Below are 14,274 nucleotides of genomic sequence, written 5' to 3'. Positions count from 1 at the left end.
CGTTCGACGAGTGGTACAGTTCTGCATAAGGTGGCACTGCCTTCCTCGCTAGTGTTCATGGGTTCAGGCACCCGTTTCTTGGCCAGTCTTACTGTCCATGCGTTCAGGCGCGATTCGTGACAACCGCATCGCGTTCCCGGTGACGCCGAGACTCATCCCCATGTCGCCGACGATGACCGCGACCGCGACGCTCACCAGTCCCAGTGGGACGCCGAGTCCAAGCAGGGCCTTCACGCCGAGGCTCGACCAGATGTTCTGGCGGATCACGCCGTTCGCCGTGTGCGACAGCCCGTAGAGATACGGCAGCTTGCCGATGTCGTCGCCCATCAGCGCGATGTCGGCGGTCTCGATTGCGGTGTCCGTTCCGGCGGCGCCCATCGCGATGCCGACCTCAGCGGTCGCCAGCGCGGGCGCGTCGTTGATGCCGTCGCCGACCATCGCCACGTCGCCGTACTCCGCCTGTAACGCCTCCACGGCATCGACCTTCTCGTCGGGCAATAGTTCTGCGCGATACTCGTCGACGCCGACCTGTTCGGCGATCGCACGGGCCGTCCCCTCGTTGTCGCCGGTCAGCATCACGACGTGCGCGACGCCGAGTTCGTGCAGCCGTGCGACCGCCCGTTCGGCGGCCGGCCGCACCTCGTCGGCAATGGCGATAATGCCGATCAATTCGGTATCCGTGCCGACGAGGACGACCGACTTCCCCTCATTCTCGAACCGCGAGATCGCGCCGTCCTCGAGGTCGGCACAGTCCTCGCGTTCGCACTGCTCGTGGGCCACTTCGGCGACTGCGCCGCCGTCGGCACGGAGGTGGGCGTGCGACAGGTCGAAACCCAACTCCTCGAAGAGGGCGGGCTTGCCTGCATAGTACGTCTCGCCGTCGATGTCTGCGCTGATCCCCTTCCCGGTGATGCTCTCGAATTTCTCGATACTCGGCACGTCATCGCCGGCATTTTTCTCGGCGCGTTCGAGTATCGCCTCGGCGATTGGGTGTTCGCTTCGCTGCTCGAGTGCAGCCGCGTGCCGGAGTACCGTCTCGTCGTTCGTACCGCCAAGCGCTACGACGTCCGTGACCACGAGTTCGCCCTTGGTGAGGGTACCAGTCTTGTCGAGGGCGATGGCGTCGACATCACCCATCGCTTCGAGGTGGTTGCCGCCTTTGATGAGGACACCGTTCTTCGCGGCACTGGTGATCCCCGACACCACGGAGACTGGGGTCGAGATGACAAACGCACACGGGCAGGCGATCACCAGCAGAGTAAGCCCCCGAATGAACCACGCCTGCCAGTCGCCTGCGAAGGTGAACCCGTAACCGGCTAGGTCCACCGACACCGGATCAGCGATAACCAGCGGCGGGATAGCGGCGGTCAGGATTGCCAGCACGACGACGAGGGGTGTGTAGTAGCCGGCGAACTGGTCGACGAACTGCTCGGACTCGGTCTTCTTCGCCTGTGCGCCCTGGACCATCTCGATGATCTGCGAGAGCGTCGACTCCGAGGCGGCCGAAGTGGCCTCGAACTCGAGGTATCCTTCCTCGTTGATGCTGCCCGCGTACACTTCGTCGCCGGCAGCCTTGTCGACGGGGACGCTCTCGCCCGTGATCGGCGACTGGTCGACTGCACTCTCGCCTTCGATGACCGTCCCGTCGAGCGGAATCTTGTCACCGGGGCGAACAACCACGGTCTCGCCCACCTCCACTTCGTCGGCGGGCACCGTGACTTCCTCACCATCGCGAAGGACGGTCGCCTCGTCGGGCGAGAGTTCCATCAGCTCGCGCAGGGAGTCCCGTGCCCTGTCCATCGCATAGTCCTCGAGCAGCTCGGCGATGCTGAACAGGACGGCCAGCGTGGCGGCCTCGACGAAGTAGCCGATGCCGGTCGCTGCGATGATGGCCGTCCCCATTAGCAGGTCGATGTCCAGACTCCGGTTCTTCGCGGAGTAGTACCCGCCACGGACGACCGGGATGCCACTGGCCGCGACGGCGCCGAGGAACAGGACATCTGCGATGTGGAGCGGGTACTCGAGGACACTTGCGATGGCGATATTCTGTCCTGCGAGGAGGAACTCGAAGAGGAGCCCGACGGTGAGGAACGCCGCGCCGAGCCACGTCTTCTTCGCGCGAGGACTCGTCCAGACCTCCGATGGTGGTGCGATGTCGACGCCATCGGCCGCCTGGTTGTCCTCATCATCGCCCTCGGCGTCCGAGCCCCCGACGACCTCGTAGCCGGCGCCTTCAATCGCCTTGACGACGTCGGCTTCGCTAGTTCGATCAGGGTCGTACGTGACGTTGGCTGTGCCGGTGGTCGGCTGGAGCGTGGCGTCAGTAATGCCGTCGACACGCTGGAGGCTCTTGTCCACCTTTTGGGCGCAAGAGGGACAGTCCATCTCGGGGACGACGAGGCGAGCGGTCAGCTCCCGCCGCTGCCCGCCGCCGCTCGTCTCCCCCGCTGTGTCCGGATTCTCTGTCATCACCTCACGGTAGGTGCGTCAGATCGATAAGCCTTTGTTGGAGTATTCCAAATCAAGGGTCAGCGTGTTGCTGGGGGCTCTTCGGGCAATCGTTCCCCGGCGACGTGCTGCTTCGCCAAGTGTTCCTCCGCCCGGCGGAGCCGGTAGGTGAGCGTCGACCGCGGCACGTTGAGATGCTCGGCCAGTTCGCCGACGTCGACCTCACGTGGGGACTCGTAGTATCCGTGTTCGACGGCTGCCTGAAGCGCGGCCTCTTGCTTCGGAGACATGTCACTTTGCGTCTCGTCGACTCCTTCCCCCGACGCCGTTGTGTCCGCGGTTCGGAGCATCTCCATCTGGGCGCAGTCCCCGACGGCGATTTTGAGGGCGTCGAAGAACGCGGACACGTCGCCCTCTCCGGAGTGGATGAGTCGCCACGTGTAGTGGTGGCCCTCGTGACGAGTCTCAAACAGCACGCCGTCGCCGAGGTGGTCGCGGGCGATGTGGGGGACGGACGCGCAGGAAGGGGTTCGCTCCCAGTCGGAGTAGAGGACGAGCGTGTCGTCCATGCGGTCGAGAACGCGGGTGGTCTGGGTGGCATTGCAGTCCTCGGTAGCCAAACAGTCGGCGTAGTAGTCGCTGGTGCGAAACGCGTCCTCGATGGCGTCAAGGGCATCCGGGCTGCCGGTAGCGTGGTCAACCCGCCAGAGACGCTCGGCAGTGGCGTGCAGCGAGAGCGACCGGACACGGGCGTCAGGGTGGTCGGCGAGGGTGTCCGCCACCCTGTTGCAGCCGGGCTCGTATTCGAGAGCGAAGACGAGTTCGCGCATACCTCGTCTAAGGCCTGCTACGACATAACCCATGGCCTGCAGCGTTGTCGACCAGTAGACCTCAGATTACGTCGTCAGGGTCGTGAACTTCCTGCATTCGCTGTGCTTCGGCCGCGTATTGCTCTTGGAGGTCGGGGTCATCGACCATGCCAAGATTGCCGGGTTCAGCATCGACTGCTGCTGTCGTGTCTCGGACGTCGGTGAAGGACGTGAGTGCGCGTTCCTTCCGATAGTACTGTTCTCCATCGGGCGTCGCGTAGGTGAGGATGATCAGGTTCTGTTCGTCATCGGAGTACGTTCGTTCGACAAGCCAGACACGAAGACCGTCTTCAGATTGATTTGACATACTTGTGTGTTCCCCGGTATCCACTAAGGGATTGGTGTTACGGCTTGCCGAGACTCGCTGTCTCGAAGGGTGATTCTTCGGTCGGAATGAGCAGCTCCTGTCGGTCTCCGACTCGCTCAGCGAGCTTCCGTTTCAGGTACTGTCTCGCCGTCGACGGCGTGAAGACGCCCTTGTCGAGCATGTCGCCAACGACGTCTTTGAGGGCCGCGAACTGTCCCTGTAGGTGGCCGTCGCCGCCCGGCTCGCCGTCGTACCAGCGCACCGTCGCGAGCGCGCCGTTCCCGACCGTCTCTCCCTGTTCGACCGTCTCCGAGTCGTACTGGAGCCCGAACCACAGCGTCCGATAGGCGGTTACCTCGAACGTCGTCGACACCACGAAGAACGCCTCGTGGTGGAGGTAGTCGAGATGGTCCGCGACGATCTCGTCGAGGGTGAGCCCGGTGGCACGGGGCTTTGGCTCGACGACCGTCGACGGTCGTTCCTCGTCGGCGAGGTAGCCGTCGACCGCATCTGCCTCAAGGCCATCGCCCAGTTCAGCCAGCAGCTGTTTCGCCCACTTGGAGTCGGTGTCGTCGCCACCGAACGGCGACTCAGCCGAGATTCGCTGCTTGAGCTTGAGATTCGCTGCACCCCAATGAGAGTAGTGGAGCGTATACTGTCCGTCTGTCCGTCCGTACGCAACGAGTGCGCGATGACCCATCGAGTAATCACCTCACGGGGCGACCGCGACTGGATCGCCCCGCACCCCTCCCGGGGGACGAACAACGCTACTCGTCGATCAGATCGGGGGAACTGAGGTCCGCGTACAGCACCTCACCGTCGCGGACGACGTACCGTTTCGCCAGCACGGGAAATCGGCACGTGGTAAATCCGGCTGTCTGAATGTCGAATTCTTCGTCCGGTTCGAGATACTCCGCGAGCGACCGGAGGAACTCGTGGGTGACGATGCCACCGTCGTAGTCAGGAAGCCCGTTCTCACGAGCCTCGTATACTTCGAAGCTGTCGTAGCCCCAGATGATCAGTTCGCCGTCGTCGTCCACCTCCCAGTTGAGCGTCCCGAAGCAGTAGCTCTCACAGAGCTGGCGGACGGCCTGTGGGTCTGTTACGAGCGCGCCGGTCGATGTCGTTGCGGCTTGGAGAGTTGCCATCGGTTGTTCTCGGGAGCTGTCTCGCGCCCCCGCACCCCTTCAGGGGGCGAGCAACTGCTCACGCTGTGACGGCCACATGACGTTGCGCTGCCGATGCGTCGAGCTGTCAGGATTCTCTGTTGACGTCACCGTCCCTCGTCGTATTCGGTTGGGTGAGAAAATCCACCTGCTCGAGGAGCGTCGTCGCGGTGCTAATTCGCTCTTGATCAGCGGGCTCCAATTGGTCGCTGTCGATACTGGTGAGGCTACTGAGCGCGCGGTGGAGTCGATAGCCGGGGGTGTCTCGTGGGTCCATGTGTGCGCCTCCGCCAATTTACGGCGCGAAAAAAAACACCGGCGGGCAGTCAGCGGGGCGGTTCGGGAGTGATCACGAACTGACCTCTAGTTAACCAACAGAACGAGTCGATATCAGGGTTCGTTGGTTAAACTGACTCGCTCTTATGTAGAGCTGCGGAATGCCCCGTAGTTACACTATAGTGGCTGATCTTGGAGAAATATGTCTCAGCCAGCTTTCGGAAAGATGCTGCAACAACTCGTTGGGCTTGGAGTAATTGAATTGCGGACAGAGCCGCTCGATGCCCGCATCGAGCGGCGACTCAAGAAATTCTGGGAGCGTACTCCCTGTCCAGAATGCGGTGATCCAAGCATCCGAACGTGGCCTTCATCCGATCGGATTATTTGCCGAAGCTGTGGGTTCAAGCCGGTCTATACCTATGGAACCCCCTTTCACGAGAAGCACCTCTCCAGCGGGGAGGTGCTTCTCGCGGTCATTCTCTATGCTGATACACTGTTGAGTATCTCGAAAATCGCGACACTGCTCGATCGAGCGTACAAAACCGTGTACTACGCCATTCGAGAGGTGGAAGCCGCGGTTCATCGAGGCTTCCCAGCTGTCTGGAACCAATTTCAACAGATAATCGATGGACCGGTACAAATTGACGAGTCAAGTAGCGTCTGCTCGGGGTACAAAGGCCAAGACCCGCCGCGAGACAGCCGTCACCGCGGCGGGTCGTCTCGGTCGGGACGCTCACGCTGGCGTGGAAGACACGGTGACCAAATAACGCTCGTCGCGGCGTGCCGCGACGTGCTCCGGGTTATTCGTGGTCGGCCTGGTATCAGATACGAAACCGATCTAGATCCAGTCATTCAGGAGGCTACAGACCTCTCCCAGCCTCTGGGAGAGGTCTGGACTGACGGCCTCCAAGCGTATCGACAGATGGAGTACACTCACCAGATCGTCGTACACGACGAGACGTATGTTTCGCCCGATGGTGTCCATATCAACCAGGTTGAGTGCCTCTTTTCGCTTGTCAAACCATGGCTACGGAAATTTCGCGGCCTGTCCAAGCACGGCTTGGAACAGGCCGCTCACACATTTGGACTCATCCGTTCGTTGAATCTCGCCGGCGCATCCCTCCTCAGCGTCATCGACTGCCTTGCTATGGGGGCATTCCACAGCTCTACATAAGATACCCTGTTGCACGTTCAAAATTAGTTCGCCGGACGGGACGGGTGGGCCTAAAATTGACCACCCATCGGTGGTGCTGACCCGATGCTGTTACGTTTCTTGATAGAAACACCTGTATCAGCTCGGAAATCGCGCTGACTACTCAAGATACGAGCACAAAAGAGAGCCGTCTGAGAGCGACGCCTCTCAGACGGCGGCACCTGTTTTTTGGACAGGTGGCCGGCGGTCAGATGAGCCGACTCGGTGAGCGTATCAGCCCTGGTTTGTTCTGCCGATGTGCAGTGAGAGACGCTGCGACAAGTGCCACTGCAGAGAGGACAACATGCGTCTCGACGTTGTTCTCCTTACGTGCGCGGACGCGATCAAGACCGGTGAACGATTTCATTCGAGAGAACACCCGCTCGACACCTGCGCGCAGGTGTCGATGCATCCGCTCTTTGATCGCCTGGAAAATGTAGGTCTCCTCGACGCTACCAACAGAAACGCCGTACTCCGAGAGTTGCTCTTGTGGAAGTCGCTCCAGAGCGTCGTAAGGAGTGTCGATCTCCTCGCCGTGGTCCTCGAACAGCTCTTTGATTTCGTCCTTGATCGTCGCTAACGGCGACGATCTGCGGGGATTGATCGACGTCAGCAGCGGACAGTCAAGACGCTCTTGGCAGAACTCACGATTGTCCTGACTGTCGAACCCGGCATCAGCCAGTGCAGCCTGGAGTTCATCGGTGTCGTACCGCTCATCGAACTCCTCGATGAGCGGTTCGAACGCAGTCGTATCGTTTCGCTTGCCGGTCTCCATCGTGATGGCGACCGGCAACTCGCTTGCGGCGTCAACGACGAGAAACACCTTGTATCCGTAGAACGAGCCTTCGTGTTTGCCCCAGCTCGCCCCTTCAACGTCGCCGTTTTCGATCTCGTCGCGTGTGTTTGCCCAGGCAGCGATGTGAGTGCCGTCGATGATGATGAACTCTCCGGCATGGTCGTTATCAGCGAGCAACTCGCCACACATTGACTGGAGACAGTCACGGAGTTCGTTGGGCTGGAGGTCGTTAAAGGCCCGCCAGAGGGATGTCCCGTCGGGGACATCCTCTGGCTCGACGTAGTCGAGAGCCTCCCTAAACGAGTGATTCCGCCGAAGGCGGCGTTCGAGGGCGTCAAACGAGTCGCCCTCGAACTGGCGCAGGACGAGGGCAGCTGCTCGTTCAGGAGAGATGGATTGGATCTGTGAGACAGCAACCGAGAGGAACGTCGCAACGAGTTCATCTCGGTAGAGGTAGCCGTCTTCGGTTGGTTCTCCGGGTGTGACATCGGTCGGCTGGTCGGTGCAGCGTTGTGCCAGCTGGTCGTCCCTCCGGGACGGCCAGCTGTGGAGGTAGAGAGTCGTGTTCTGCCAGTCAACGGCATGGATCTCTTGTTGTTCAGCGAGGTTACGGAGAGGACGATAGCAGCGGCGCCCGAGAAGATCGTTGGCTTCGGCTGGCGTGAGTCCGGATGGGCGCCTGAACGCGAGGTGTTTGAGCGTCGATTTGGTGTCTTCTTTGCGGTGGAAGACGGCAACGCCGTCGTCCACCTCGGGTCGCCAGAAGCCGTCGTGAGTTGATCGATGGCCAACGACGTGTTTGCTGGTGACGTATCTGCCGTCAGAGTTCAGCGAGGTGTAGAAGGGATCTTCGGAAGCGATCTGATCGATATACCACGCTGGCACCGAGGTGCCAGCGCGGAGTTGCTCCTTCGAGGCAACCTGACCATGAGTGCGGAGGAACTCACGAACAGCAATCTTATGGGTGGGAGTCGTGTTTTTACTCACGTCGGATCTAGTAGTGGACATACTACCGATCCGACTTCTAGTCTAGTTAAAGTGATTATTCTAGCCGATAGTGATCACACAGCGATAGATCGGAGCTAATTTTGAAACCGTGCAACGGGCTAACGAGCTGTGATTTCTGCGGAAGGGTTGGCGTGGTCGAAACAGACCACTGCGAAACCGCCGAGAAATTCGACCTGCCGCTGATCTGCACCGACTGTGAGTGATCGATCTGTGTGTTCACTTCCTTTGCCTACAGAACCACTCACGGGCGCTAAGAGACGGTAACACAAACCATGCCAGCACATCCACTTGATCGCCTCGAGACGACCGAGCGGACGCTCCGACGGGCTCAGTACGAAGCCTTCGAGTTCGAACTCGTCGAACAGGGCGTGCTCGTTCGCAACGCGAGCCACGAAAACCCGAGCAAACACGAGTACCTCGTGAGGATCGACGACGGCTTACCGGACAGCTGCACGTGCCCAGCAGACGAACACCATCAGGGGGCGTGCAAACATCGAGTCGCAGTTGCGATCCGCTCACATGTCCTTGAGCCAGCCTGCGATATCCAGCGGGTTCGCGATCACTCCGCTCGGCCAGTTTCTACTCAGTGAGCAATACTTGCGGTCGCGTTACATCCGAGTGCGTACTTACCAACAAATACACTGTATAAGTGGATGAAATCAATTCGCAGGTAGATTATGACCTCCTCAGAAACGACTATGCTTCTGATCCGAGCGGGTGCGTTCGATCAATTCGATTGTTCATCCACTCGCCAATGGATCCACCGATTGATCCGATTACCATCATTACAACCGTCAGAATACCGAAGGTGACCATACCCGCTCCAACTGAAGAGACGACCATCAGCCAAGAGTCACCGACAGCATCCACAAGGATTGAATGACCCCACCAGTCAACGACTGTCGCTCCACTCTGCCAGAAGAGAATAGGGATTCCTCCAGTTAGCCCGGTTACCATGCCTGCATGGGTTCCTTTGATTGGCTGTGACTGGTATAGATACCCTGAAATTATACATACAACGAACAATGGCATTGCTTGAATGGGATCAGGCGTGAGTACCCAATTAACCCCGAAAGTAAATGGAATCGAAATGATTCCGAGGAGGACTGCTGTGCGAAACTGTCCGGAATTTGTGTTCTTACCGGATCTGAGGAGTGAGGTCATGTTCGTTCACCCACTAGTTCGTCCTACTGACACAAATATGTTTCTCCCCTCAGGTGAGCTATTTTCAGGCTGATCGATATGTGCTTCGCCTGTATGTAACGCGAAAATCAGACCAGAGCACGCTGGGATTTTCGCGCCCTGACCCGCTCAAGAACACGACTCGCATAGGAACCATTTGAGTTACCCACGCTTCCGATCGCAAAGCGGTTACGTAGGGTGACTGCCCACTCGAACCACTCTCAGCAGCCCGCCTGTGGTGTCGGTCTCCCCCTGAGAGGGGTGGAGGGTTTCAGAGATGGCACAACACCGCCAGATCGACGCGATCGTACAGCGAGCTGATCACTACGAAACCGACACAGGCCGCGAACTCCGCCAGCGGGCCGCAGCCCGAATTCGCGCGCTCCGAGATCGAGACGCCATTACCGACGGCGGAACGGTTGCCGACAGGAGTGAACAAGGTCGTGAGACGACGGCCGAATCGCCGTACACGTACCACACCGAGCCACCGGAACAGGGTGGCAAAGCCTACGTCCGGTGTCGGGATTGCCAGCGTGAGCTCCTCGTCGACCTCGGTGGCCGCGATCGTCTGCCCCACGCACCGGGGTGCCCCCAGCGCAGGGGTGAGACCCAATGAACTCCCGTGATTCCTGGTCGAGCGAACGGGTCAAAATCGAACTCGAAGACACGCTCGAAAACCTCGACCGTCTCGAAAACCACCTGCCCGAGCCGTTAACGCTCACCGAGTCGATCGGCGAACTCGAGACGACGCTCGCTCTCTACGACCAGCTCACAGAGACGGAGGGTCACGATGGCTAAGTGCGAGAACTGCGGCGGTCACATTAGCGACCAGTACAAACGCGTGTTTGCGGACAACCAGGGCACGCTCCATGCCTGTCCCCACTGTCGAAGTCAGACAGATCGATACGACGGAGCCACCGCTGGCCTCAAAAATTAACCCACTCGCCAGCACATATCGAAACCAGACCCCCCGATGGGCTCTTCAGACAACGCAGAGAAAGCACTCGAGCAGTTCCAGTCGCTCGCACTCGTCGAAGACGGGTGGATCCCCATTCAGGGGTACCTGATCCTTGTGTTAGATCGAGACGCTGACGCTGGCCTCTTCGATCTCCTCGACATCGCTAAGCGGTTCGACATGGATGGCGACATTCGTATCATCACCGATGTTCGCCATGACGACGAGTTGCGCGACACCATCCATCTCGAGTCGGTCGATCGCGTTGAACCGCCTCTCTCGTGAGTTACCCCACGTCCTGGATCAGTCCCGACAGCGTGGGGTAACTCCGTAGACTGTTCCCAGCGGGTCCGCACCGCGCGGTGGTGTTTATTGGCCCCCAGAGAGGGGTCGGGAGGCGAGCTGAAGACGTCACTCGTCCCCTGGAAGTGACTTCGAATGCCACGTAGAGAAGTGTACACACGAACGTTCGACGAAGACGTACCGCGCTCCGAATGGGACACCACTGTTTCCAGTGAAACCGAGGAGAGAGAGCACTAATGGACCGTGAACTCCGCGATCTCCATCGAGGCGCTCGCGACGAACGCGGGCGTATGCTCTCGGATCTGGACCCGGATCCTCACGACGTTCCCGGATACGATCGGGCGACTGGGATCGACGATCCAGTGCCCGACGCCGAGTACGGTGACGATCACCCGGAACCGACCGAGGGCTATCCCGAAGAGACTGGCGAAGAGCGCATCACGTTGCCGATCCCGGACGGTGTTGAGTACGATGTCGACGACCTCGAGGACGGGACGATCGTCGTTCAGTGGTGGTGCCCGGCCGACGAGAGTCCTGATAATCCGGGGGTCGATCGGGATGACTGACGAGGAAACCGAGGTATGCGTTTCGGCGTCGATTATCTGCGATCACGCTGAGCAGCTCCACGACGACGTTCACGAGTCGGGCCGGTTCGACGACACAAAGTTCGACTGCTGGGGTGCGCGGGCGCTCCTGCGCTTGGCCAAACTCGAAGCCGACCGTCCTCCTGAGGACGCTCCCGACCACGAACACGAGGCCTACGCTCACAAACGGGCGGCAACGATGGCTTCTGTCGCGAGCGAACTGCTCTCGGCAGTCGCTCGCTCCGACGTCGTGACTGATGTGGAGACGGGCCGGCTGCTCGCCGGGACGACCACAACGCACGAACTGGTTGCTGACCACCAGCAGGCGGCCCACTGGGTCCGCGAGAAAGCACGCCGAGAGCAATGAGTCGCTCTCACTGTGCCGAGTGTGGCTACGAAGGGCCGAAAGAGGGGCCGCTGCCCCAGCGGGGCTCGGACGTCATCCCAATCTACGAGTGTCCCGAGTGTGGCGACGTCGCCGCGATCGGCTGTTCGTGTGACGATCCAGATAGCCACGAGCCGTTGGGTTCGTCGTGACCGTCTAAACGCACGCAGGGAGTGTTGATCGTCTCTCCTGAGGAGCGAGAGATGAGTTCCATAACGACGTTAGACATCGATCCTGTCCTGGAGCCGCTCAGAACTATCGAAGCCCAAGGGTTCAGTCGCCACACGGTTTTCCGCGACTGGGTCCGTTTGATGCTTGCGGCACTCCAGCGAGATGACGATCAGTATCTCGAAATTCTCGATACGTACGGTCGGGGCGAACATGTCGCTGCGCACTTCTCGGAAGCATTTGGTGAGCTCCTGGCAGCGATGGCCGACTCGAATCAGGACGTCCTCGGGATGGCCTACGAAGAGTTTGGCATGCAGTCCGATGCGTTCGGCCAGCACTTCACGCCCCACACCGTCGCTGCCGGGCTCGCTGAGATGCAGACCACCGATAACGACCCAGATCCACCAGTCACGATCGCCGATCCCGCGTGCGGCTCCGGCCGATTGCTCATCCTTGCCGCTCGAACCCACGACGTCCAGACGATCTGTTTCGGGCAAGACAAAGACTCTCTCTGTGCGCGGATCGCAGCTCTCAACTTCTGCTTCTTCAATCTCGATGGGGTTGTCGCCTGCGGTGACTCGCTTCAGATGAAAAAGCGGCGTGCGTGGGAGATCCAGAGCACGATCTGTGGCGGGGAAATCCGCGAAGTGGACCCCGACACAGTTCCCTGGCCGGAGACAGCACTCCACGCGGAGACGGATGCTGCACAGGCGACAGAGGCCACCGACGGAGCGCCGTCCGAGATCGACGGACCATCCTCGGAGGCTTCAAGCAACCGGCTCGCTGTCGAACAAGGCGACGAAGCAGCCACCCAAGCCGACCTCGACGCATGGCTCGACTCATCCACCGACTAGCAAGCAGCCGCCTCACCACTCCAGTTCGGCCCCCCTGTGTTGTTCGACGGTCCCGAGGGTCGAGACCGATGGCATCAGACATCGATCCAGTGAAAGCCGCTGTCACGTGCGAAGAATGTGGAATCGCACAGCCCCATCATCCAGTCCTCGCCGTCGAGTGTCCCGACTGTGGCGCCGCGGCCGGTCGGAAATGCCAACGACCGAGCGGCCACCGAGTCCGCAACCCACACGCGGACCGGGTCAACGCTGCCTACGACGCGGGCTACACGAAGTGTCCATGCAAAACGGACAACGCCGTCATCTGCGCCGGCTCGATCGTCCCTGAGAACGTCCCCTTCGACACCGACGCGGTGACGATCAAAGCCACACCCGACGAGATGGACCGACTCGATCCCGATGTTCTCCCCGAACTGCCCTGTTCGCTCGGCGACGACGGGCTCCCTCCAGTTGGATCGCAACGTGCTCGACACTCGAACGCGAGCGAGAATCCAAACAGCCAGCAAACGCTCTCGTCTTTCGATGGCTGAAACACCGCCTCGATCGACAACACGCACGTCCTCGAGACCCATCGTCGAATCTGGTCGTTACCCCACAAACGTGATGACCCTTGGTCCGTGGGGTAACTCCCATCAATTCTGCCGAGCACTGATCTGTGCGCGGCCACGTTCACTTTCACCCCGGTTCCCGGACATTAACTAGACTCCAACACGAAACATAAACCATGAGCTACTACGACGACGACCGCTGGGAGTTCGACCCCGAAGGCGAAGGCCGAATCGAGCCCGATCCAACTAACTCGACCGCCGTCGACGACGGCAGCTACGAACGCGGTGAGGACTCCCTCGAAGACGACCACATGGACTATCCGGATACGTCCGGCACGGAGTCGGGCGATGGGGGAGACTCCACTGAACACCACTGTGAGTGTGGTGCCCCGCTTGATCCCGGCAGAACGAAATGCGACTTCTGTCTCACCAAGGAGGTCGAGTACGAGAAGTCAGCCGACGCCGATACCGATCGTGAAGTCATGGGCGTGATTCACGTCCTCGTCGACGCGAGCAGCGAAGCCAACGCCGTCTGCATCGCCCAAACCGTCTTCGAGGATATCGCTGAGGATTCGTCGACCACGTCGATCGACGGTGTCGACGAGTGCGAGCTCGTCGCCCACCTTGACGACGACCTCGCCGATCGGTTCGCTCGCAAGTGGGGCCAGCTGCCCGCTGCTGCCCCAGTTGACTCGATTCCCGGCCAACGTCAACTCGACACGATCCGACAGAACGCCGGCCACGACTATCTTCTGTCGAAAGACGGCAACACTGAGAACAACCGCCCGACGCTCGATCCGGTGCTGTTCGATGCCGACGGTGAACCGATCACCGACATTGAGGAGGTCGGCCAGCTGATCGCCGGAGGCTCGCTCGAGCGGACCCGCCTCGAGTGGGATACGGTCGACGCCAGTGACGAGCCCGGCCAAACCTGGATCGTTCCTGCAATCGCCCTCGAACACGTCGTTCGGTCAGAATCCACCGAATCGTCTCGCGAAGGGGGAACGCGCCGAACACTCGCCTGCCGGGAGTGTGGCGAGTCTACACGGCATACATTCGATGGCGTCGAGGAGATTCCCCACCCGGAGTTCAACGGGACGCCGATCTGGAAATGCACGCGGTGCCGGTCGCACCGGCACGGCCCCGACCCCGACAGCGAACCGACCGACTCGCGGTCCGAGTGAACTGCCTCGGAAACAGGCGTTGAAGCACGGCCTGCCTCGCCAAGTCGATTGC

The 14,274-nt window shown here is 60.4% G+C and carries 19 protein-coding genes; 10 read left to right on the top strand and 9 right to left on the bottom strand.

Annotated features, from left to right (window positions below; translation table 11 throughout):
* Positions 1 to 63 precede the first annotated feature (63 nt).
* The 6 genes from DVH23_RS16270 to DVH23_RS16245 all read right to left on the bottom strand — a co-directional run bounded on the left by DVH23_RS16270 (position 64) and on the right by DVH23_RS16245 (position 5,067).
* Positions 64 to 2,469: a cation-translocating P-type ATPase gene (locus tag DVH23_RS16270; RefSeq protein WP_114578484.1), complete on the bottom strand. Its 2,406-nt coding sequence runs from the start codon at positions 2,467 to 2,469 to the stop codon at positions 64 to 66.
* A gap of 59 nt (positions 2,470 to 2,528) precedes the next feature.
* Positions 2,529 to 3,278 carry a helix-turn-helix domain-containing protein gene (locus DVH23_RS16265; RefSeq protein WP_114578483.1) on the bottom strand — a complete coding sequence of 250 codons (750 nt, stop codon included), beginning with the start codon at positions 3,276 to 3,278 and terminating at the stop codon, positions 2,529 to 2,531.
* Between the two features lie 61 nt (positions 3,279 to 3,339).
* Positions 3,340 to 3,624, bottom strand: coding sequence for a hypothetical protein (locus DVH23_RS16260; protein WP_049983734.1), 285 nt, complete (start codon positions 3,622 to 3,624; stop codon positions 3,340 to 3,342).
* Between the two features lie 37 nt (positions 3,625 to 3,661).
* On the bottom strand, positions 3,662 to 4,324 hold the full coding sequence (locus DVH23_RS16255) for a DUF6735 family protein (protein ID WP_114578482.1): 663 nt from the start codon (positions 4,322 to 4,324) through the stop codon (positions 3,662 to 3,664).
* Positions 4,325 to 4,391: 67 nt separating this feature from the next.
* Positions 4,392 to 4,772 carry a hypothetical protein gene (locus DVH23_RS16250; RefSeq protein ID WP_114578481.1) on the bottom strand — a complete coding sequence of 127 codons (381 nt, stop codon included), beginning with the start codon at positions 4,770 to 4,772 and terminating at the stop codon, positions 4,392 to 4,394.
* 106 nt (positions 4,773 to 4,878) lie between these two features.
* Entirely contained in the window at positions 4,879 to 5,067 is a 189-nt protein-coding gene (locus tag DVH23_RS16245) for a hypothetical protein (protein WP_049987720.1), read from the bottom strand.
* Positions 5,068 to 5,268: 201 nt separating this feature from the next.
* Here DVH23_RS16245 and DVH23_RS16240 point away from each other — a divergent pair, with 201 nt between their 5' ends.
* A complete protein-coding gene (locus tag DVH23_RS16240) occupies positions 5,269 to 6,240 on the top strand; it encodes an IS1595 family transposase (RefSeq protein WP_114578480.1) in 972 nt (323 codons plus the stop codon).
* 226 nt (positions 6,241 to 6,466) lie between these two features.
* Here DVH23_RS16240 and DVH23_RS16235 read toward each other — a convergent pair whose 3' ends face one another.
* The gene (locus DVH23_RS16235; protein WP_232833784.1) at positions 6,467 to 7,939 is read right to left on the bottom strand and encodes a transposase; all 1,473 of its coding nucleotides are present in this window, start codon (positions 7,937 to 7,939) and stop codon (positions 6,467 to 6,469) included.
* Positions 7,940 to 8,334: 395 nt separating this feature from the next.
* Between DVH23_RS16235 and DVH23_RS16230 the strand changes: the two genes are divergently transcribed.
* A complete protein-coding gene (locus DVH23_RS16230; RefSeq protein ID WP_114578478.1) occupies positions 8,335 to 8,652 on the top strand; it encodes an SWIM zinc finger family protein in 318 nt (105 codons plus the stop codon).
* Between the two features lie 106 nt (positions 8,653 to 8,758).
* Here DVH23_RS16230 and DVH23_RS16225 read toward each other — a convergent pair whose 3' ends face one another.
* Together DVH23_RS16225 and DVH23_RS23640 are read right to left on the bottom strand one after the other, a co-directional pair.
* The gene (locus tag DVH23_RS16225) at positions 8,759 to 9,226 is read right to left on the bottom strand and encodes a DUF5518 domain-containing protein (RefSeq protein WP_114578477.1); all 468 of its coding nucleotides are present in this window, start codon (positions 9,224 to 9,226) and stop codon (positions 8,759 to 8,761) included.
* Between the two features lie 289 nt (positions 9,227 to 9,515).
* A complete protein-coding gene (locus DVH23_RS23640) occupies positions 9,516 to 9,821 on the bottom strand; it encodes a hypothetical protein (RefSeq protein ID WP_157972428.1) in 306 nt (101 codons plus the stop codon).
* A gap of 35 nt (positions 9,822 to 9,856) precedes the next feature.
* Between DVH23_RS23640 and DVH23_RS16215 the strand changes: the two genes are divergently transcribed.
* The 8 genes from DVH23_RS16215 (at position 9,857) to DVH23_RS16185 (ending at position 14,222) form a co-directional block, all read left to right on the top strand.
* A complete protein-coding gene (locus tag DVH23_RS16215; RefSeq protein ID WP_114578475.1) occupies positions 9,857 to 10,042 on the top strand; it encodes a hypothetical protein in 186 nt (61 codons plus the stop codon).
* A gap of 175 nt (positions 10,043 to 10,217) precedes the next feature.
* Positions 10,218 to 10,484, top strand: coding sequence for a hypothetical protein (locus tag DVH23_RS16210; RefSeq protein WP_114578474.1), 267 nt, complete (start codon positions 10,218 to 10,220; stop codon positions 10,482 to 10,484).
* 254 nt (positions 10,485 to 10,738) lie between these two features.
* Positions 10,739 to 11,068 carry a hypothetical protein gene (locus tag DVH23_RS16205; protein ID WP_114578473.1) on the top strand — a complete coding sequence of 110 codons (330 nt, stop codon included), beginning with the start codon at positions 10,739 to 10,741 and terminating at the stop codon, positions 11,066 to 11,068.
* Positions 11,061 to 11,453 carry a hypothetical protein gene (locus tag DVH23_RS16200; protein WP_114578472.1) on the top strand — a complete coding sequence of 131 codons (393 nt, stop codon included), beginning with the start codon at positions 11,061 to 11,063 and terminating at the stop codon, positions 11,451 to 11,453. The genes DVH23_RS16205 and DVH23_RS16200 overlap by 8 nt, the downstream gene beginning before the upstream one ends.
* The gene (locus DVH23_RS23635; RefSeq protein ID WP_157972427.1) at positions 11,450 to 11,623 is read left to right on the top strand and encodes a hypothetical protein; all 174 of its coding nucleotides are present in this window, start codon (positions 11,450 to 11,452) and stop codon (positions 11,621 to 11,623) included. Before DVH23_RS16200 ends, DVH23_RS23635 begins: the two co-directional genes overlap by 4 nt.
* 51 nt (positions 11,624 to 11,674) lie before the next feature.
* Positions 11,675 to 12,493, top strand: coding sequence for an N-6 DNA methylase (locus DVH23_RS16195; protein ID WP_157972426.1), 819 nt, complete (start codon positions 11,675 to 11,677; stop codon positions 12,491 to 12,493).
* 68 nt (positions 12,494 to 12,561) lie between these two features.
* Positions 12,562 to 13,020 carry a hypothetical protein gene (locus DVH23_RS24325; RefSeq protein WP_198667956.1) on the top strand — a complete coding sequence of 153 codons (459 nt, stop codon included), beginning with the start codon at positions 12,562 to 12,564 and terminating at the stop codon, positions 13,018 to 13,020.
* Positions 13,021 to 13,214: 194 nt separating this feature from the next.
* Positions 13,215 to 14,222 carry a hypothetical protein gene (locus DVH23_RS16185; protein ID WP_114578470.1) on the top strand — a complete coding sequence of 336 codons (1,008 nt, stop codon included), beginning with the start codon at positions 13,215 to 13,217 and terminating at the stop codon, positions 14,220 to 14,222.
* Positions 14,223 to 14,274 lie beyond the last annotated feature (52 nt).

The organism is Saliphagus sp. LR7, from assembly GCF_003344565.1.
Taxonomy (GTDB): domain Archaea; phylum Halobacteriota; class Halobacteria; order Halobacteriales; family Natrialbaceae; genus Saliphagus; species Saliphagus infecundisoli.
The sequence above is the reverse complement of the archived record's forward strand: the minus strand, read 5'-3'. Positions and strand labels throughout refer to the sequence as shown.

Coding starts and splice junctions, on each gene's coding strand:
- DVH23_RS16270 (WP_114578484.1), bottom strand. CDS start 2,469: ATGACAGAGAATCCGGACACAGCGGGGGAGACGAGCGGCGGCGGGCAG.
- DVH23_RS16265 (WP_114578483.1), bottom strand. CDS start 3,278: ATGCGCGAACTCGTCTTCGCTCTCGAATACGAGCCCGGCTGCAACAGG.
- DVH23_RS16260 (WP_049983734.1), bottom strand. CDS start 3,624: ATGTCAAATCAATCTGAAGACGGTCTTCGTGTCTGGCTTGTCGAACGA.
- DVH23_RS16255 (WP_114578482.1), bottom strand. CDS start 4,324: ATGGGTCATCGCGCACTCGTTGCGTACGGACGGACAGACGGACAGTAT.
- DVH23_RS16250 (WP_114578481.1), bottom strand. CDS start 4,772: ATGGCAACTCTCCAAGCCGCAACGACATCGACCGGCGCGCTCGTAACA.
- DVH23_RS16245 (WP_049987720.1), bottom strand. CDS start 5,067: ATGGACCCACGAGACACCCCCGGCTATCGACTCCACCGCGCGCTCAGT.
- DVH23_RS16240 (WP_114578480.1), top strand. CDS start 5,269: ATGTCTCAGCCAGCTTTCGGAAAGATGCTGCAACAACTCGTTGGGCTT.
- DVH23_RS16230 (WP_114578478.1), top strand. CDS start 8,335: ATGCCAGCACATCCACTTGATCGCCTCGAGACGACCGAGCGGACGCTC.
- DVH23_RS16225 (WP_114578477.1), bottom strand. CDS start 9,226: ATGACCTCACTCCTCAGATCCGGTAAGAACACAAATTCCGGACAGTTT.
- DVH23_RS16215 (WP_114578475.1), top strand. CDS start 9,857: ATGAACTCCCGTGATTCCTGGTCGAGCGAACGGGTCAAAATCGAACTC.
- DVH23_RS16210 (WP_114578474.1), top strand. CDS start 10,218: ATGGGCTCTTCAGACAACGCAGAGAAAGCACTCGAGCAGTTCCAGTCG.
- DVH23_RS16205 (WP_114578473.1), top strand. CDS start 10,739: ATGGACCGTGAACTCCGCGATCTCCATCGAGGCGCTCGCGACGAACGC.
- DVH23_RS16200 (WP_114578472.1), top strand. CDS start 11,061: ATGACTGACGAGGAAACCGAGGTATGCGTTTCGGCGTCGATTATCTGC.
- DVH23_RS23635 (WP_157972427.1), top strand. CDS start 11,450: ATGAGTCGCTCTCACTGTGCCGAGTGTGGCTACGAAGGGCCGAAAGAG.
- DVH23_RS16195 (WP_157972426.1), top strand. CDS start 11,675: ATGAGTTCCATAACGACGTTAGACATCGATCCTGTCCTGGAGCCGCTC.
- DVH23_RS24325 (WP_198667956.1), top strand. CDS start 12,562: ATGGCATCAGACATCGATCCAGTGAAAGCCGCTGTCACGTGCGAAGAA.
- DVH23_RS16185 (WP_114578470.1), top strand. CDS start 13,215: ATGAGCTACTACGACGACGACCGCTGGGAGTTCGACCCCGAAGGCGAA.